Source organism: Chitinivorax sp. B (assembly GCF_005503445.1).
Taxonomy (GTDB): Bacteria; Pseudomonadota; Gammaproteobacteria; order Burkholderiales; family SCOH01; genus Chitinivorax.
In genome coordinates, this window is the sequence record NZ_SCOH01000012.1 from 100,240 (window position 1) to 117,870 (window position 17,631).

Annotated in this window: 15 protein-coding genes and 1 pseudogene; 7 read left to right on the forward strand and 9 right to left on the reverse strand. The window is 54.3% G+C overall.

The window, feature by feature from the left end; translation table 11 throughout:
• From FFS57_RS09685 to FFS57_RS09700, 4 genes are all read right to left on the reverse strand, one after another.
• On the reverse strand, positions 1–621 hold the full coding sequence (locus tag FFS57_RS09685) for a hypothetical protein (RefSeq protein ID WP_137937584.1): 621 nt from the start codon (positions 619–621) through the stop codon (positions 1–3).
• Between the two features lie 319 nt (positions 622–940).
• Positions 941–2,368: a pyruvate kinase gene (pyk, locus tag FFS57_RS09690; protein WP_137937585.1), complete on the reverse strand. Its 1,428-nt coding sequence runs from the start codon at positions 2,366–2,368 to the stop codon at positions 941–943.
• 130 nt (positions 2,369–2,498) lie between these two features.
• Positions 2,499–3,221 (reverse strand): substrate-binding periplasmic protein, encoded by a 723-nt coding sequence (locus FFS57_RS09695; RefSeq protein WP_137937586.1) that lies wholly within the window; start codon positions 3,219–3,221, stop codon positions 2,499–2,501.
• 91 nt (positions 3,222–3,312) lie between these two features.
• Positions 3,313–4,263, reverse strand: coding sequence for an NHL repeat-containing protein (locus tag FFS57_RS09700; RefSeq protein ID WP_137937587.1), 951 nt, complete (start codon positions 4,261–4,263; stop codon positions 3,313–3,315).
• A gap of 678 nt (positions 4,264–4,941) precedes the next feature.
• On the opposite strand from FFS57_RS09700, the pseudogene FFS57_RS09705 reads away from it, so the two are divergent.
• Positions 4,942–5,262, forward strand: a pseudogene (locus FFS57_RS09705) (isochorismatase family protein); the annotation flags it as partial.
• On the opposite strand, the gene FFS57_RS09710 reads toward FFS57_RS09705, so the two are convergent.
• Positions 5,259–6,347 carry a hypothetical protein gene (locus FFS57_RS09710; protein WP_137937589.1) on the reverse strand — a complete coding sequence of 363 codons (1,089 nt, stop codon included), beginning with the start codon at positions 6,345–6,347 and terminating at the stop codon, positions 5,259–5,261. The pseudogene FFS57_RS09705 and the gene FFS57_RS09710 sit on opposite strands and share 4 nt — an antisense overlap.
• 466 nt (positions 6,348–6,813) lie before the next feature.
• Here FFS57_RS09710 and FFS57_RS09715 point away from each other — a divergent pair, with 466 nt between their 5' ends.
• Entirely contained in the window at positions 6,814–7,296 is a 483-nt protein-coding gene (locus tag FFS57_RS09715; protein ID WP_249383957.1) for a WbuC family cupin fold metalloprotein, read from the forward strand.
• A gap of 19 nt (positions 7,297–7,315) precedes the next feature.
• Here the strand turns inward: FFS57_RS09715 and FFS57_RS09720 are convergent, their stop codons facing one another.
• Together FFS57_RS09720 and FFS57_RS09725 are read right to left on the reverse strand one after the other, a co-directional pair.
• On the reverse strand, positions 7,316–8,158 hold the full coding sequence (locus tag FFS57_RS09720) for an EamA family transporter (RefSeq protein ID WP_137937590.1): 843 nt from the start codon (positions 8,156–8,158) through the stop codon (positions 7,316–7,318).
• Positions 8,155–9,054 carry an ATP-grasp domain-containing protein gene (locus FFS57_RS09725; RefSeq protein ID WP_137937591.1) on the reverse strand — a complete coding sequence of 300 codons (900 nt, stop codon included), beginning with the start codon at positions 9,052–9,054 and terminating at the stop codon, positions 8,155–8,157. The genes FFS57_RS09720 and FFS57_RS09725 overlap by 4 nt, the downstream gene beginning before the upstream one ends.
• 520 nt (positions 9,055–9,574) lie before the next feature.
• Here FFS57_RS09725 and FFS57_RS09730 point away from each other — a divergent pair.
• Positions 9,575–10,192, forward strand: a complete 618-nt coding sequence (locus FFS57_RS09730) for a lectin-like protein (RefSeq protein WP_171013797.1) — start codon at positions 9,575–9,577, stop codon at positions 10,190–10,192.
• Positions 10,193–10,297: 105 nt separating this feature from the next.
• Here the strand turns inward: FFS57_RS09730 and FFS57_RS09735 are convergent, their stop codons facing one another.
• The gene (locus tag FFS57_RS09735) at positions 10,298–11,308 is read right to left on the reverse strand and encodes an AraC family transcriptional regulator (RefSeq protein WP_137937593.1); all 1,011 of its coding nucleotides are present in this window, start codon (positions 11,306–11,308) and stop codon (positions 10,298–10,300) included.
• Positions 11,309–11,445: 137 nt separating this feature from the next.
• Here FFS57_RS09735 and FFS57_RS09740 point away from each other — a divergent pair, with 137 nt between their 5' ends.
• The 3 genes from FFS57_RS09740 to FFS57_RS09750 all read left to right on the forward strand — a co-directional run bounded on the left by FFS57_RS09740 (position 11,446) and on the right by FFS57_RS09750 (position 15,017).
• Positions 11,446–12,588, forward strand: coding sequence for an acyl-CoA dehydrogenase family protein (locus FFS57_RS09740; RefSeq protein ID WP_137937622.1), 1,143 nt, complete (start codon positions 11,446–11,448; stop codon positions 12,586–12,588).
• 137 nt (positions 12,589–12,725) lie between these two features.
• A complete protein-coding gene (gene cysK, locus FFS57_RS09745) occupies positions 12,726–13,661 on the forward strand; it encodes a cysteine synthase A (RefSeq protein ID WP_137937594.1) in 936 nt (311 codons plus the stop codon).
• A gap of 213 nt (positions 13,662–13,874) precedes the next feature.
• Positions 13,875–15,017 (forward strand): CaiB/BaiF CoA transferase family protein, encoded by a 1,143-nt coding sequence (locus FFS57_RS09750; RefSeq protein ID WP_137937595.1) that lies wholly within the window; start codon positions 13,875–13,877, stop codon positions 15,015–15,017.
• Positions 15,018–15,041: 24 nt separating this feature from the next.
• On the opposite strand, the gene FFS57_RS09755 is transcribed toward FFS57_RS09750, so the two are convergent.
• Complete coding sequence (locus FFS57_RS09755) at positions 15,042–16,397, reverse strand: SGNH/GDSL hydrolase family protein (RefSeq protein WP_137937596.1); 1,356 nt, start codon at positions 16,395–16,397, stop codon at positions 15,042–15,044.
• A 112-nt stretch (positions 16,398–16,509) separates the two neighbouring features.
• Here FFS57_RS09755 and FFS57_RS09760 point away from each other — a divergent pair, with 112 nt between their 5' ends.
• Complete coding sequence (locus FFS57_RS09760; protein WP_137937597.1) at positions 16,510–17,436, forward strand: LysR family transcriptional regulator; 927 nt, start codon at positions 16,510–16,512, stop codon at positions 17,434–17,436.
• Positions 17,437–17,631: the final 195 nt, after the last annotated feature.

Genomic DNA, 17,631 nt, shown 5'->3' on the forward strand with positions numbered 1-17,631 from the left:
TCAGAATGCAAAATAGCCGATCAAGCCAACATGTGAACCATCCTGTTTGCCCAAGTTTTGTGTTTCTTGCGGGCGGCCCAGACGATTGAAATGCTTGGCTTCGTATTGTTCATGGACATAGCGTAGACCAGCCCAGGCGCGGTCGACACCATAACCGACCTCCATCACCATCCCTGTGGTGTCTTTGTAGTCGACATCCAGATGACGGCCATCCAATTCCATTTTTAGTTTCGGGTCCAATACACGGCGAACGCCGGCACCAATTCGCCAGTTGCGATCCAGATGGTAATAACCGATCAATTCCAGTGGTTTGCGATCAAATGTCGCCTCACCATTTTTGGCATTGGCCCGATCCACATGATAGTTGATGGTCCCTATCAACGAATAAGGCGCCCCGTGGGGACGAAACATGAATCCGCCACCCAGCTGGAACAAACCACCGCCTTTGAGATCAGCCCGCGAACCATTGGTATATTCCATGTAGCCCATCGTGTCGCCACCATAGGTAATACCGGTGCTGACCAGGCCAAAAAAGGAACGCCCTGCTTTAGCTTCATCTGCCATTGCGGGAGCCGAAACCAATGCCGCGCTGATCGACATGGTCATCATCAATTTTTTCATTTTCCAATCCCTGTTACTTGTACAACCTGACGGCAAACCAATTGACCTTCAGGGGGCGGGCATTCTAATTCAACCCACTGGGACTGGAAATAACCAGAATCAAATATTAAATAAAGACTGAACGGCCAATCTTGCCTGAAAGCGCAAGAAATATAGGATTGCAGGGATTTTTAAAAGAATGGAAGAACGAATTTATTATCCGATCAACAATAACGTTTGGACGCGCCGGGCAAATGCCCGGCGCCCCTCACGTCGGCCGATCACACCATCCCACGCCCCGGCCTGGCGCCCCCACAAGGAGATGGCATGAAACCTGAGATCAGCGACGTTCGCCGATCTTGATGATCTTCATGGTATTGGTGTGGCCCACCTGTCCAACAATATCGCCGACTGTCATCACCACCAGGTCACCCGGCTGTACCAGCCCCTGACGCAACAACTCCAGCTCCGCTTCCTGAATCAGCTCATCACTGTGTTTGGCGTGATAGGGCATGTGGGTCGGAAACACATCGCGGAACAGGGACATACGGCGATAAGCCGTGGCTTCCGGTGTCAACGCATAGATCGGTGCACCACAATTCAGACGCGACATCCATAGCGCTGTCGAACCTGTCTGTGTCAAAGCCGCGATGGCCTTGACCTTCAAATGACTGGCGGTAAAGAGCGTTGCCATCGCGATCGATTGATCAACCCGTGTGAATTCGCGCTGCAGGAAATCTCGGTCCAGCACATAATCGGACGACTTTTCAGCCTCCAGGCACACACGCGCCATCGCTTCGACTGTCTCTACGGGGTATTTGCCAGCCGCCGTCTCGGCTGACAGCATCACCGCATCCGTCCCATCCAGCACTGCATTGGCAACGTCAGATACCTCGGCACGTGTCGGCACCGGACTGGTGATCATTGACTCCATCATCTGCGTGGCAGTAATGGTCAGCTTGTTCTTGTCACGCGCCAAACGGATCATGCGTTTTTGCAAGGCAGGAACAGCCGCATCTCCCACTTCCACTGCCAGATCACCACGTGCCACCATGATGCCATCAGATGCTTCAATCACCTCTTCCAGATTGACGATTGCCTCGGCACGCTCGACCTTGGCCAGCAACAATCCTTTGCCCCCAGCAGCCTTCAGCAAGGTCCGCGCCATATACATATCAGCCCCGCTCTTGGGGAAGGAGACCGCGACATAATCGGCTTCCAGCTGCGCTGCGACCTTGATGTCATCCATATCCTTGGCTGTCAGTGCCGGGGCGGAAAGACCGCCACCCTGGCGGTTGATCCCCTTGTTATTGGAGAGCACACCACCGATTTTCACAAGCGTATGGATTTCCGGGCCAGAGACGGACAGCACTTCCAGCACCAGACGGCCATCATCCAACAGCAGCAGGTTCCCAGGCCCAACATCATTTGGCAGTTCCTTGTAATCAAGCCCTGCCCGCTCCTGATTGCCCATCTCACAGGTGGCATCCAGAATGAAGCGGTCACCATTGTTCAGTGTAATCTTGCTCTTTTCGAACTTACCGACCCGAATCTTGGGTCCCTGCAAATCCACCATGATGCCAACCGGCACCCCCAGTTTGGCGGCCACATCGCGCACTACAGCAGCGCGACTGATATGATCTTGTGCAGCACCATGAGAAAAATTCAGGCGGACTACATTCACGCCTGCTGCGATCAGCCGCTCCAGCGTTACCGGATCATTTGATGCCGGACCCAGTGTGGCGACGATTTTGGTGCTACGCTGCATGAATTCGACTCCTTTTGCCTTTGGTGAAGTAGTTTTATTTCTGATTACTTCGGCTTGACGGCCATTATATTTGTAAGTTTGCTACATCATATCAGTAAAAACCCCATGCTGGGTATGGTTTGATGCAAACTCAGTAGTCATCGTAACGCTTTTCAATCATGGCATAGGTACCATCCTCCCGAATCTGCGCCAGACCTTGGTTGAATGCATCTCGTAGGGCCTTGGTCTTGAAACCTACCTTATACCCTGTTGGCGGGAAAATATTGTGAAAGACGACCGGCTGAGCGGTATCGACCTGACTTGCCACATCATGCTTGAAGTAATTGAAGATACGCTTGTCACCCACCATGACATCCACCCGACCAAGGTATAGCAATAGATTGCGCGTGCGCTGCTGGGCTTGTTCGGTATAGCTGGGGCACTTGGCGATCGCATCTCGAAAGCGCGGCCCAAGAATTGATGCTGCGCGTTGAAATGCCGTCACCGAATAACGGCCAAGGTCTTCAACACGATTGATGACCAACTTGTTACTGGCCAGACTGACTGCGTAATTGTGATAAATCAGATACACATCGGAATAAAATGCGTTGACGCCACTTTGTTCAGAAGTCGTCGCAATGGCATCAATCTGCCCCGCACCCAGTTGTACATGCAAGCGATTTTGCGGCACAAACAGCGGGCGTGCTTCGATGCCTGCCGCCTTGAATGCGGCCAACACGATTTCCACCTCCAAGCCTGAACGGGTACTTTCAAATACATAAGGAGGCTTGTTAACGCCAAAACCAACCCACGGCGACACTGCCCAGGCTTGCCCCCATGCCGCAAGCAAACAGCACAACACCACACGTAACATGCCACTCCCAGTTGATTGAGCGATCTCGTTCAGTGTAGCAAAACGAGATTCGGATCATGACACCCATACAAATAGGCGCAGGGGCAACCGTTCAGTTCTTGGGTAAATCGAACATAGTAACCCCTGCATTACCTTGGGGACGCTCGCCCACTGACGTATCAGTCACCACAGAGGCTGACTTGGCATGTGTGACATAGGCCTTGCCATTTCTGACAACCACAGCACTTGGTCGACCAACACTTTCAGCCAGTGTCTGCACCCTGCCGGTTTCGCCAACCCAATCGATACGAGCCAACCCGCCATCCGCCTCAACCACCAGTAAACGACGCTTGCTCCACAACCTCAACCCATCTGCCTGCACCAGCGGTCGATTCAACTTGACCTCCAACGGCATGCCAGCGGAACCGTCCCACCGAACCGGCACCCTGAAGAGCCGCCCAGGTGCGGATACCAACACCATGATCGCTCCCATGCCGTCCACCGTAATCCCATTGGTACCTCGTCCATCGGTAATTGTGGCCACGCCGGCCCCATCGACACGGAAACGATCATCTTTCAACCACACGCCAACCCGGTCCTCCCCTTTACGCAAGCGCAACAACATAGACTGGGCTGAATCGGTCAAATAGACCGTACCATCACGACCAATGGTAAGATCATTGCAAACAGAGCCTGTCGGTAGGTCATAACTGGCCTTGACGCGGCCATCTGGCAGGTCAATCGCCTTAAGTGCAGAACCAGTCGGCTTTACCAGATCGCCGGTAATCGTACATGCCCAAAGCAGTTGCGCACGTTCATCTACCCCCAAACCCAGGGTTGCACTGGCCCCCAATGAAGACGCGGTCATGAACACATCCCCCTTGGCACTACCAGGCATAACCCGATAGATGGCGCCCAGGCTGGCACTACTGACATACATGCCACCATCCTTGCCAGCAGCCAATCCGGCAGGGCGGCTCCCTTCAGGTAACGTGATTTCGTTGGCGGACCACGAGTATGCGGCTGACAAAAGCCCATAGAGCGAAATAATCAGTTTTCTCATTTTATCTCCCTGCTATCTCCCAGACTTGAGGCAATGACACGTCTCGATCAATGAGCGTGCCTACTGAATCATACTTGGTCATTCAATCTTCACAGCAACGTACTTCGCCCCCCAGGCCAAATTGCCATGCCATATAGACCATTTCTCATCGAAATTCGGGGCTGTGTTTAGTCCCGGTATATTGGCTGCACTGGGGCATGCAACCCCTCCATTGAATGTGCACCTGCATGCAGGATTGAACGTCAGGTTAATTCAAGCGGAAATTGTGGAAATATTGATGCAGACAGCTATCTATGCCGGGCTCCCGGCGCGGTTGAACACGCTGCTTGCTGCAAAGGAAGTATTTGCAGACCATGTAGCGAGGCAAGCAAGACACACCAACCACGATTGCTGAACCACCTTGTCGGTACCGCGCTGATTCTCATTGAATATCAACGTGAATGGTTGGCGCCGAACGGCAAGTTACGACATTTGATGCAGAAGGAGGTTCAGTTTTTGGGGATATTGCCAACAGCGAGAAACTGCTCGGCTTGGCCCGCCAACACCATATCCATGTGATTCACATTGGGCTCCACTTTCAAGCCGGACACCCCGACCCGAACAGAGTAAGGGAAGCCTTGGATTACGTAATGCCATACCTAAAGTAGGTACGTTTGTCGGTGGCAGTGCGGATTTCATGCCACCCGTACACCAAAGGACGGAGAGTTTGTGACTAACAGCCGTACTGGTGCCAGCGCATTTGCGAGCTCCAAGCTTGATGCCTTTCTACACCATCATGGCATTCAAACCTTGCTCAGCGCCGGCTTCGCACTTCACGCCTGTGTTGAATCAACGCTGCTTGCTACACATGATCTGGGTTACCAAAGCACCCCGGTTTCGGATGCTTTGGCTGCGTTCACTCCAGCACAAAAAGATCATGTCATGCAGCATATTGTCGATCACTTTGGCACTCATTGTTTGCTGCCAAACCCGCAACCTTGGCTCAATGAAACCATTTAAGTATTGGGCAAGGTATCGTGCGCTTTCAAAAACAATGGCAGCGCATCCCGCATATCAGCCTGAACGTCAGGTAACACGCGAATGTCGTCCACCCGGCATTCGCGGAACAATGCCGCTGCATTGTCGTGAATTAGTTCAACCGAATCCAGTGGGTGCAAAGGCCAGACATAACCTTCCCAACGTTCTGAATTTTCCTTGGCCGAAACAGTGATACGCACTTCGTTGCGCTCATGCGAGGCAATGACCGCCACAGGTGTTTCGCCAGCCTGACGCAATTTTCGGATCATCCCGCTGGCAAACAGTTGCAAACCAGCCTCCAGACGGGCAAAACGGCCACTGTGCGCAGCCTGCAGCAAAGGCTGCGGGCCACGTGGAATAGCCAGTAAAGACAGGCCATCCTGCTTGAGCTGCTCGCTGATCTGCTGTGACAGCACCATCCCCCACTGCGTGGCATCCGCACTCATTCGTACGGGGCTAGGTTGCCCTGCTTGGTGCATGATGGCACCAACAATGAAACGTAGATGTACGGCCTCACTGGCAGCAACAAATGGCGTTTCCTGCCATGCCACCGGTAGCCCGCGAGCCGCATCCTGTAAATTGGCTATCCAGCGCCATTGCTGGTTGGCTCGCCACGCTTGCAAGGTAGTCAGGTCAACCAATTTGGGCGAGAGACTCAGCTCGCCAGTTTCGGCCAGAACACCATGCTGTTGCAATATCCCGACCAGCGGCGCCATGTCCTTCAATGTGGGTATAACCTGTGCCTGTCCCTTGCTGGCCGCAGCCACCAATAGCAATGGAATGGCGAACAATACAACACGTTGGCCCGATTCCGGCGGCTGCTCCAAGACTTCCCGTAGTTCACCCCACAGGTATTTGTAAGCTTCCTGGCTAGGTGCATTTTGCAAACCGGCTTCAAGTAGGCTGTCATCATCGCTGTTCAGCGTATCACGCAGCAAAGCCTGCAATACCTGATTCGCATCACCGCGCTCGGCTCCATCACTGGCGGTCAGCACCCGCATTACCTGGCGGATGAAAGGATTCTTCGGGTCAACACGAGGGAACTGTCGGGGATCGGGCAAGTACATGAAACATCCTGATTAGCGGAGATCGACTTCGGCATTCGCACATATACGTCAAATTATCCGTATATGATTGATTTCCTGGTAAAAACACGCATGGCATTCGAACATTCAACTGTCTACATTCCAAGCGTCGGGAATTATACCTGTGTACGGTTGAGTTATCTGCTTGTTTTAACGGCATGTCCCCCACATGTTGTGCGAGGCAACAAGATATGTTGACAAGTTAATTAAAATATTAGATAATTCTAATTATCAAGCGCACAGCTTTAGTTCTTGATAGTTTCTCCTCTATTTCTCCTTTGTAGATTGCAGCGCGAAGTTTATTCTTCGCGCTTTTTTTTGCCTGCGATTCCCAGCACTTTTACCCTTACCAATCCGTTGGGTCCTTGCAGAGTGCGATAGCCGCATACTGGGCAATCCCCACGCACTGGTTTAAGCTCGTGCTTTTGTACTTGGATGATTCATCTTCATGAGCAATGCTGTTTTCATCGACCAACTGGCCATGAACCAACTGGCCGCACAAGCCGCCACCACGCCTCGGTTACGCCTGAATCGCAACTTTCATCAGCACAATGAGGATGCCTGTCATCGACTGATGATTGCGATCGAACCTGGTTCCTATATTCCACCACACTGCCATATCAGCCCAACCAAAGAAGAATCGATCATCATTCTTCGGGGCAAGATTGGGGTGTTGATATTTGATCAGGATGGTAATGTCACCCAACAAGTTGTCATGCAAGCCGGTGGTGACAATGTCGCGGTCAACCTGCCACCTGGCACCTTTCACACACTGGTTGGGCTGGAGTCAGGGTCCATCTTCTTTGAAGCCAAGGCCGGGCCCTATGCCCAGCCAACGACTGCCGAACGACCAGCCTGGGCGCCTTTGGAAAACACCAATGAGGCACCCGCTTACCTAGCCAGTCTTCAGGCGAGATTCACGGGCCTCTGAATCCCGTTTCTGCCATCACTCAACCCAGCTTGATCAACATGGCACCGCTGCAGACGGCCAGGGCAGCCAGGATGCGCCAGAGACCCAATCGCTCACGCAGCAACAAGGCACCAAACAATGCGGCAAATAATACTGCAGTCTCACGCAGTGTCGCGACCAGCGCAATTGGTGCTTGCGTCATCGCCCACAATGTGATGCCATAAGCACCGACTGAACAGGCGCCACCAATCATCATCCGCCGATAGCCTTGCCGTATGCCCGCGACAACGCTATCGCCGCCACGCTTCCAGCAAGCCCATAACAACAACGGCAGTGCATTCAACGCAAACAACCACATGGTATAACTGAGAGCATGGCCTGATTGGCGCGCGCCCAAACCATCAAATAACGTATAACTTACCACGACGACCGCATTGGTCAGCCCAAAACCAATTGCTCGACGATCCGCCCCACTGTGCCAATGATTGCCCGCCAGCAACAAGATACCACTACAAAGCAAACCAATACCGCCCAATGATCCAGTTGTAACAGATTCACCCAACCAACACACAGCGATGATCGCCGTCAACAATGGCGCGCCACCTCGCATCAACGGGTAAACCACGCTGAGATCCCCTACCTTATAGGCGTGGATGATCAGATAGAAATACGCGACATGTACCAGCACCGACCCCAGCAGATATGGCCAGGCCGCCGGAGCCGGCAGTGGTAGAAATGGTAGGCATAACATACCGATCAACATGCTGCCCAATGCCACCAGCAGCGTATCCATCAGTTTATCCTGCCCACCTTTGATCAGCGTATTCCAGCTGGCATGCAGCAGTGCACCAAACAACACCCACAATGCCAAACCTGCTGTCATCGGCTGATAACATGTTTGATCGACAGCGCCAACCGCTCAGCGGCTGGCGGACAAAATCTGAAGAATAGTTCAGGCTCCAGCAATTCAAGCTCCATGATGCGCAACTTGCCTTGGTGATGAACAATATCCACACGCGCATAATTGGGTACGACAGGGCATGCAGCCACGGCACGTTCAGCAAATGCGATTTCATCCGGGGATGGGAAAAATGGGTGTACCACCCCACCATGATCATCCTGTACCCTGAAATCCCCTGCTTTGGGTGTTTTACGAATGGCATGGGTGAAACGACCGTCGAACACCATCAGCGACAACTCACCTTGCTCCAGCACCGCCGGGACAAAAGGTTGAATCATCATTGCTTCGCTTTTAAGGCAATCATTCAGAATGGCTTGATGCTCTGCCACATTCTCAATATTGACACGGAACGTCAGTCGGGCACCACCTGATATAGCTGGCTTGATCACTGCTTCAGTCCACATGAATGTGCGCAACATCTCGGCCAGATCCAACGTATTGCCTTTTTCCACAAACCGGGTCGGCACAATATCAACGCCTTGCTCTGCCAAATCACGCAGATAGTGTTTATCCATGTTCCAGCGGATCAGGTCATAGCGATTCACCAGCAAGGTCTGAGTCGCGACCCGATCCAGCCAAGGCTCAAATTCGGCAAAACGATCGAAATAATCCCACGTACTGCGAAACACAGCCGCCCGCACATTCGACCAGTCAAAATCTGGTTGGTCCCATGCTACACGGGCAACGGTCAACCCCTGTTGACGCAGATAATGGGCTACCCAGGCTTCTTCCAGGAAAATCTGACAGTTGTACGGGTTGTCTGATTCAGGGCTGATGAAGCGAGCATCAGTGAGAATAGCGACATCAAGTTTGGGCATAGTGTTGTGGCCGTCTGGCATTTGGCCGCGTCAAATATGGCGCCCAATCTGCATGCAACGACAATAAGGAGTGGATAACAGCCGGATGTTAGCATTGCCCTTTCAGGCGCTCCATGCTCAGCTAGCAGCAAGGTGAATCGTCACAGCACTCCGGCGCCATACCAATCAGGATCAATCCTGATGAAGCAACACCATCAAAGCAACCACAACAACTGCTGTATGAGATTAGCCGAAGTGTCGGATTTTTTAACAAATCATCCCAACCATCCAAGGATTCATGTCATCAATCGAATAATGTTTTATTTAGATATTCGAATTTTTACAAAAAAGATCACCACAACAGACAAACCGCACAACCCATTGTTTTTAAACTTCACTTTACGTCCACCGTGTAAAGTGACATGGGCCAACCCTGCTGGGTGCACGTGGCGTGCGATAGTGATTCTATCCATCAACAGGCATGCGTTTTGCTTTATATCCACCCACGACTTATCTGCCTCAACACATCAGGGAAAACAAAATGCACAAACTGTCACTTGCATTTGCCATTATTGCCGCCACCTTTGCGGCGAACGCATCTGCTGCCCCCATTCAATGGACCACAGGTGCTGGCGCAAATGGTCATTGGTACGAATTCGTTTCCGCACCGGTTAACTGGGAAACCGCCAAGAACAACGCAGCGGCTTCCACCTATCTTGGCATGACAGGCTATCTGGCTACCATCATCTCCGCTGAAGAGCAGAATTTCATCTTCAGCAGTGTTGGCACGGGTTTGGCCTGGATCGGCGGTTCCGATGAATGGGATGCGACCAGTGAAAACGACGAAGGTGTCTGGAAATGGGTAACCGGCCCCGAGGCAGGTACCGTCTTCTGGAATCGAGGCACGACCACCAGCTATAGCAATTGGTCCGCTGGTGAACCAAACAACTGCTGCGGTGGTGAAGACTTTCTGCAATTTGCGTGGTCTGGTAACGGTGCTTGGAATGACCATGGTGGCCCAGGTAACCCGGGCCAGTTGAATGGCTATCTGATCGAATACAGCCGCAACCCAACAGTACAGGTACCTGTCCCCATGACTGTCGGCCTGATCGGAATCGGCATGGCAGGCCTGCTTGCCGCACGCCGGCGCAAAGCTTGATGATCCGTTTCGAGCAGTCAGGCGTTTTCAACTAACGTCAGACACGATCACGGCTCCAACACCCTGGCCTATGGTCAGGGTGTTTTATTTTTGTGGTACACACCACTATTTCACGTGTTCCTGCCGATAGATCCCCGGCGTCACACCTGTCCATTTCTTGAAAGCACGATGAAAAGCAGAGGGCTCGGAGAAGCCAAGTTCGGTCGCAATGTCGTCCAGGCCGATTTCAGGGCGGGACAGGTAGTAGATTGCGGCATCACGCCGTAAGTTGTCCTTGATCTGCTGATAGCTAGTTCCCTCTTCCTTTAGCCGCCGGCGCAAGGTTTGTGGGGTCATGTTGAGCTGAGCAGCGATGTGTTCGAATTCCGGGTAGTCATGCAGCTTGCGCAACATGGCGCGGATCTGACCGTTCAGGCTATCGTCGTTCTTGGGCCGCACCAGCAGATCGGCTGGTGAGGTTTTCAGAAACTGCTTCAGTGTCACCTCGTTTTGGATGATCGGTAGCGACAATGCATTGACTGGGAATCGGATACTGGTTGTCGCAGCATTGAACTGCATGGAACGGGCGTAGAACATGCGCCGATATTCGTCGATGTGCCCTGGCTCCGGGTAAGTAAAGCTGGCATGGGTCAACTGGATACGCCGACCAGTCAGCCAACATGCCAAACCATGCCAGATCACCAGCCAGCACTCCGTCAGAAAGTGGTCCGGATCATCCAGTTGATGATTGGTAAAGGTAATGGTGGCCTCTTGATCATCCTGCGTCAGCGCGATGGAAAACGCCTCCGTCACCAACCCATAGAACCGCATACCACGCGACAATGCCCGCTTCAGCGTGCCGCAATGAATCGCGGTGTAACACATCATCGCAAATGTACCCATTTTGCAGCGGCCATGCGGGCAGAATCCGACAAACTCGTCTGCCATCTGCTGCCACAGCGCCTGCATCAAAGCGGTGTATTGCTCGGTTGATACCCGTGCCGAAGCTGCTGCCAGCAAATCAGGTGCAATGCCGGCAGACTGCAGAACGGCATCGATATCAACAGCCTGTCGACGTGCCCCGCGCAGGGCGGCATCGACAAACTTGACGGGAATGGTGTGCTTGCGTGGCTCCATGGTGCTGCATCCTATCGACCTTGGTGCTTCTTGCCAATGCAGATGAGTGTTCCCGTCATTGAGTGGCAGGAAGGCGTTTTCTAAGCTAGCCGTCAACCGCGCCGTTACGCACACCAACAATAAAGGACACCATCATGATGGAACGTCAGCATTTCGAGCAGGAACACACGATCTTTCGTGATTCATTCAAGGCATTCCTGACCCGTGAAGTCATCCCGTTCCAGACACAGTGGGAACATGATGGCATGGTGTCACGCGAAGTATGGCGCAAGGCTGGCGATGCAGGTTATCTGGTCCCTTTCGCCGATCCCCAATATGGCGGCGCCGGCTGCCGTGATTTTCGTTATGATCAGATCATCAGTGAGGAACTGGCCTATATCAACGAGGCCGGCTTCATGATGCCGTTGCATTCCACCTTGTGTGCCCCCTATATCGATACTTTTGGTAATGAAGCGCAAAAGCAGCGTTGGATGCCTAGTCTGGTAAGTGGTGAGCGGATTCTGGCCGTTGCCATGACCGAGCCACACGCTGGGTCCGATCTGGCCGGCATGCGGACACAAGCTATCGAGCAAGACGATGTGTGGATATTGAATGGTTCGAAGACCTTCATCTCCAATGGCATTCTGGCGGATTTGGTCATCGTGGCTGCCAAGACTGATCCCACCAATCCGCACAGTATGACCTTGATGGTGGTCGAAGAAGGCATGCCCGGCTTTGTGCGGGGCCAACGATTGAAGAAGATGGGCATGCACTCACAAGATACCGCCGAACTGTTCTTCGACAATGTACGCGTCCCCAAAACCAATATTCTGGGTGTACCGGGCCAGGGCTTTTACTACCTGATGCAGATGCTGGGGAGAGAGCGACTGGCATTAGCCTGTTCGGCGATTGCCGGTGCTCAAGCTGCCTGGCAGACCACACGGGAATACGTGTTGGAACGCAAGGCATTTGGGCGGGAGATAGCCAAATTCCAGAACACCCGCTTCAAGATGGCTGAGATGAAGACAGAGATCGACGTGGGTCAAGTCTTTGTGGACCGTTGTGTTATGGATCACAACACCGGCCGCCTGCGGGATGATATCGCGGCTGAGGCGAAACTGTTCACTACAGAGCTACTGGGCCGGGTTGTCGACCAATGCGTGCAGCTACATGGTGGTTGGGGCTATATGATGGAATACCCAATCAGCAAGATGTACCTCAACGCCCGCATCCAGCGCATTTTTGCCGGCACCAGCGAAATCATGAAAGAAATCATCGGCCGGGCCAATGGATTGGCCTGACTCAGCCAACCAGATCAATCAGCAAGTGCACATTCGGGCATATGCATTTAGCCAACAGTTCTAAGGTGGCAGGTTATCAACACAGGCGAAAAGCACTACATTTGCGGGGTTGAATCAACCTTATCAGGACACCTGCCATGCGTATTGCAAACAATGTCACCGAACTGATTGGCAACACCCCGCTGGTCAAGCTGAATCGCGTTACCGATGGCTGCGTGGCGACCATTGCCGCCAAGCTGGAATTCTTCAATCCAGCACACAGCGTAAAAGACCGTATCGGTGCAGCGATGATCGATGCAGCCGAAGCAGCCGGCCTGATCAAGTCCGGCACAGTCATCGTGGAGCCGACCAGCGGCAACACGGGGATCGCGCTGGCCATGGTCTGCGCGGCGCGCGGTTATCGCTGTATTCTGACCATGCCGGAAACCATGTCCAAGGAACGCCGCATGTTGTTGCGTGCCTACGGGGCCGAGCTGGTACTGACCCCCGGCCCGGACGGCATGGGGGGTGCAATCCGGAAGGCAGAGGAAATTGCAGCCGGTGATCCGGCCACCTATTTCATGCCGCAACAGTTCAACAACCCGGCCAATCCGGAAGTACACCGCAAGACTACCGCGGAGGAAATCTGGCGCGATACCGACGGCCAAGTGGATATTCTGGTCTCCGGCATTGGGACTGGTGGCACCATCACAGGCGTGGGCGAAGTCATCAAGGCGCGCAAACCGTCATTCCAATGTATTGCGGTTGAGCCCGATGCTAGCCCGATCCTGTCCGGCGGCCAGAAAGGCCCACACCCGATTCAAGGTATTGGCGCCGGTTTTGTGCCACAGGTGTTGAACACCAGCATTTACGACGAAATCATCCGGGTGAAAAACGACGACGCATTTGACACTGCCCGCCGTGTGGCGCGTGAAGAGGGCCTGTTGGTCGGTATCAGCTCTGGTGCAGCAGTGTGGTCGGCTTTGCAAGTTGCCAAACGCCCGGAAAATGCCGGCAAGCTGATTGTGGTGGTCATCCCCTCATTCGGCGAGCGGTATCTATCTACCGCCCTGTTTGCCAATCTGGCAGATTGACCGATTGGCCGGGCAGACTTGTGATGCCTTGAAACCTGTTCAAGACCTGTCATGAGCCGCTACCAGCGGGGTAAAACCACGGCGCAAATACCAGCATGCATGTGTGATACATGAAGTGTTGAGTTGCCCAAGCCCCGCTGATCATAGTCATGTATAGGACATTGAATAGGCTCTTATCAGGCTTTGCCTTACATAAAACGAACTGGAAACACCATGCCCGGCCCGTTAAGCAATCTGAAAGTACTCGATTTTTCCACCCTGCTACCTGGCCCCTATGCCACGCTGATGCTGGCCGACCTGGGGGCTGATGTGCTGCGGATCGAATCGCCAACCCGACCTGACCTGGCCAGGATTCTACCCCCGCATGCCGATGGCGATACCACAGCCAATGCCTATTTGAACCGAAACAAGCGCTCCCTGGCGCTGGACTTGAAAAGCGACGAAGTACTGCCCTTGATTCACCGCTTGCTTGCTGAATATGACATCTTGGTCGAACAGTTCCGGCCAGGCGTCATGGCACGATTGGGGCTGGGCTACGAGGCATTACGGGCAATCAATCCCCGACTGATCTATTGCTCCATCACCGGTTATGGGCAAACCGGCCCGCTCAAAGATCGAGCAGGGCATGACATCAATTATCTGGCCCTCAGCGGTATCGCCAGTTACACCGGCCGCCAGCAGAGCGGCCCGTTGCCATTGGGTGTACAGCTGGCCGATGTAGCGGGTGGCTCGTTACACGCCGTGATCGGCATTTTGGCAGCAGTCAATCATCGCAACCAGACCGGTGAGGGCCAACACATCGACATCAGCATGACCGACTGTGCCTTTGCCCTGAACGCACTGGCAGGTGCCGGGGCCTTGGCTGCCAACCAGCAACCCCACCTGGAATCAGACATGTTGAATGGCGGCAGCTTTTACGATTATTACCAGACAGCTGATCATCGCTGGCTGGCCGTCGGCAGCTTGGAACCACAGTTCATGCAGCAACTGGCGACAGCACTCGTCTTACCGGATATTGCCCAACACAGCCTGTCACCGGACCCCAACGTACAGGCACATATCAAACACCAGCTCCGTACTGCGTTCCGTCAACATACTCTGGAGCATTGGCATAGCGTATTCAACCAATTGGATGCCTGTGTCGAACCCGTACTGACCTTCGATGAAGCCCGCCAGCAACCTCATGCACAAGCCCGAGGCTGGGTAGTACAGGTACCAACCGGCCAGCAGAGTCAGTCGCAACTAGCTTGCCCAATCAAGTTCTCCACTACCCATGCCAGCTATCGATTCGTCGGACGCAGCCTGGGTGCAGATTCGCAAGCAATATTGTGCGAACAGCCGATCACAAACGGGTAAGCTCGACGGACTTAGCAACGTGACTCAAGGCTCCTGTGAAAGTAGCGTGGCGGGTTTTACGCCAAGGCCGGGCAACAAGGCCGGGAAGATCGCATTCAGATCAACGGCATCGGCCATTGCACGGTTGCCTTCATCACCGGGGTGTAGCCGATCGCCCGAATCGAAACGGGCAGCGATGCGCGCAGGATGCATCGGATCACGTAGAACCGCATCAAAGTCGATGACCGCATCGAAGACCCCGCTATGTCGTATCCAATCGTTCACCTGTCGGCGTATCGCATCCTTATCGGGGTGATAGTAATCAGCCAGTGGCGTATTGGGTAACGCCCCTTCGAACGGTGTGAGTGTCGTACCAATGACACGGATGCCCCGGCTGCGTACCTGCTCGATCAGTTGGCGGTAGCCCGCCGTCAAAGTGTTCAGCGTGGGGCGTTGCGCGTCTCGCGCAAAGGCGGTGCCCGGCCAGGAGATGTCGTTGATGCCCAACATCACGATGAGGCTACGCACGCCAGGTTGTGTCAGCACGTCACGCTCCAGTCGTGCCAACGCATTGACGCCCATACCGTCGCTCAGCAACCGAGCACCGGAAATACCGGCGTTGACCACGGCCACACCATGGGGGGCCAAGCGCCGTGCCAGGAAGTCCGGCCAGCGACTGTCCTTGTCAAGGCTGGCCGTGGCGCCATCGGTGATGGAGTCACCCATCACCACGACTGCACGCGCTGCTTGGGCCGTCTCAACCTGAACTCCCGTCAGTAGCGGACGGGCTGTCGTGCGCTGATAGGCATCATCGACCATGCGCAGTGTAGATGCACCAGTCTGGTCGCCTGCCACGATCCAGCCCGTCTGTCGTCCATCCCAATGAAAGGTGGTGACTGGCGTGGCCTTCGGTAGATAGAGACTGACAGCTACCTGCGCCAGCGCAGACACCGGTAAATCCACTGGGTCACTCACCAGAGAGGCACCGGGCAGGATAGTGGCCTTGTCCTGGCCGCCAAATGTCACAGAACGCAGGCTGTCGCTACTCACTGCGCCATTCTTCCAGCCTTGGGTAGGACGTGCCACAGTAGCCTTGCCCACGACAATGGACTCCCGGCCATACGCGTTGGACAGTACGATACGCAAGCGTCCTCCACCCAGGCTCACACGCGTCACTTGGCGTACGGTCTGGTCGCGCAGTTCGGCAGGGATGTTAGCGGGAAACAAGAAATCTGGCCCCCAGACCGGCTGCGGACTGGCCTGCCAGCTCGCCACCCAAGCCATTCCAGCGACAGTCTCTGTGCCAGCAGCAGGTTTGGCGGCCTGAGCTCCGGCGGTGAGCATTAAAGCCAGTACTGTGGCTGCCTTGGCAATGAAAAGTGATGCAGTTGGTTTGCTCATTTCAGTGAATTCAATGTTAAGTAAGAGAATAAATTATGAATTCAACGACCAAATTGGAATAGACTGGCCACAGGAACATCATTTGTGACCTGAACTCATCAAGGAGGCATGCATGGCCCGACTGGACGTCAACCGTTCCGGCGAACTGGAAGTGTTCGTGCGAGTGATCGAACTGGGTGGTTTCTCCGCCGCGGCCCGCGCCTGTGGCATGACACCCTCAGCGGTCAGCAAGCTGGTCGCACGGCTGGAACAACGCCTAGGCACGAGGCTGGTGAACCGCTCTACCCGTCAACTTCAGCTCACCGCCGAAGGCTGTGCGTTCTACGAACGTGGTGTGCGCATCTTGGCCGACCTGGACGAAGCCGAGCGCTGTGCCAGCGAGCACGTTGCGCCACGCGGCCGGCTACGCGTCAATGCCAATGTCCCTTTCGGACACCACTTCCTGCTACCGCTGGCACCTGCATTCCTGTCGCAACATACCGACGTGACGCTCGACATCATGCTTACCGATGAAGTCATCGACATCCTGGAACAACGCACCGACGTAGCGGTGCGCGCCGGCCCGCTGAAAGATTCAAACCTGATGGCACGCAAGCTGGGTGCCACGCGAATGGCGATCGTAGCCACGCCCGACTACCTGGCGCGCCACAGCCTCCCTACCACGCCGCAGGAACTGCTGACTCATAACCGCATAGGTGTGAACTACGCGCGCGTACAACCTGGCTGGCCGCTCCGGCATGACGGCCGGGACATCGTGGTTCCTGTGAGTGGTAACGCGCAGGCGAGCGATGGCGAGGCACTACGTCACCTAGCCTTGGCTGGGCTGGGCATGGCCCGTCTGGCAGCCTTTCAGGTACGCGAAGACATTGCTGCTGGCCGACTACAAACAGTGCTTGAGGACTGCAATCCCGGTGACCTGGAGGAAATACATGCCGTCTATGTCGGTCAGGGCGGGCACATGCCGTTGCGTGTGCGTGCGTTTTTGGACTTTCTGGCAGAACACATCCGTATCGAGGCGGAACAACCCTGTTCAACCTGAGCGATGGACTAGCAAGCGTCTGGGCCTGCGCCGCCGGGTGATGGAACGGACCCATGCCTGGTTCACCGACTTTAGGAGGTTTTGCATTCATATCAAACGACGCCTCGATACGCATTACACTCTGCACAACCTGACTTGCTCTTTGATTTACTTGCCCCTTGCGAATAGGCTTTGTTAGCAGCCCTTGACTCGCTG

What these genes read in the sequence shown, in the direction of transcription:
- FFS57_RS09695 (WP_137937586.1), bottom strand. Translation starts at nt 3,221, where the DNA reads ATGTTACGTGTGGTGTTGTGCTGTTTGCTTGCGGCATGGGGGCAAGCC.
- FFS57_RS09750 (WP_137937595.1), top strand. Translation starts at nt 13,875, where the DNA reads ATGCCCGGCCCGTTAAGCAATCTGAAAGTACTCGATTTTTCCACCCTG.
- FFS57_RS09735 (WP_137937593.1), bottom strand. Translation starts at nt 11,308, where the DNA reads ATGGAGCCACGCAAGCACACCATTCCCGTCAAGTTTGTCGATGCCGCC.
- FFS57_RS09725 (WP_137937591.1), bottom strand. Translation starts at nt 9,054, where the DNA reads ATGCCCAAACTTGATGTCGCTATTCTCACTGATGCTCGCTTCATCAGC.
- FFS57_RS09755 (WP_137937596.1), bottom strand. Translation starts at nt 16,397, where the DNA reads ATGAGCAAACCAACTGCATCACTTTTCATTGCCAAGGCAGCCACAGTA.
- FFS57_RS09730 (WP_171013797.1), top strand. Translation starts at nt 9,575, where the DNA reads ATGCACAAACTGTCACTTGCATTTGCCATTATTGCCGCCACCTTTGCG.
- FFS57_RS09740 (WP_137937622.1), top strand. Translation starts at nt 11,446, where the DNA reads ATGGAACGTCAGCATTTCGAGCAGGAACACACGATCTTTCGTGATTCA.
- pyk (WP_137937585.1), bottom strand. Translation starts at nt 2,368, where the DNA reads ATGCAGCGTAGCACCAAAATCGTCGCCACACTGGGTCCGGCATCAAAT.
- FFS57_RS09700 (WP_137937587.1), bottom strand. Translation starts at nt 4,263, where the DNA reads ATGAGAAAACTGATTATTTCGCTCTATGGGCTTTTGTCAGCCGCATAC.
- FFS57_RS09685 (WP_137937584.1), bottom strand. Translation starts at nt 621, where the DNA reads ATGAAAAAATTGATGATGACCATGTCGATCAGCGCGGCATTGGTTTCG.
- FFS57_RS09710 (WP_137937589.1), bottom strand. Translation starts at nt 6,347, where the DNA reads ATGTACTTGCCCGATCCCCGACAGTTCCCTCGTGTTGACCCGAAGAAT.
- FFS57_RS09760 (WP_137937597.1), top strand. Translation starts at nt 16,510, where the DNA reads ATGGCCCGACTGGACGTCAACCGTTCCGGCGAACTGGAAGTGTTCGTG.
- FFS57_RS09720 (WP_137937590.1), bottom strand. Translation starts at nt 8,158, where the DNA reads ATGACAGCAGGTTTGGCATTGTGGGTGTTGTTTGGTGCACTGCTGCAT.
- FFS57_RS09715 (WP_249383957.1), top strand. Translation starts at nt 6,814, where the DNA reads ATGAGCAATGCTGTTTTCATCGACCAACTGGCCATGAACCAACTGGCC.
- cysK (WP_137937594.1), top strand. Translation starts at nt 12,726, where the DNA reads ATGCGTATTGCAAACAATGTCACCGAACTGATTGGCAACACCCCGCTG.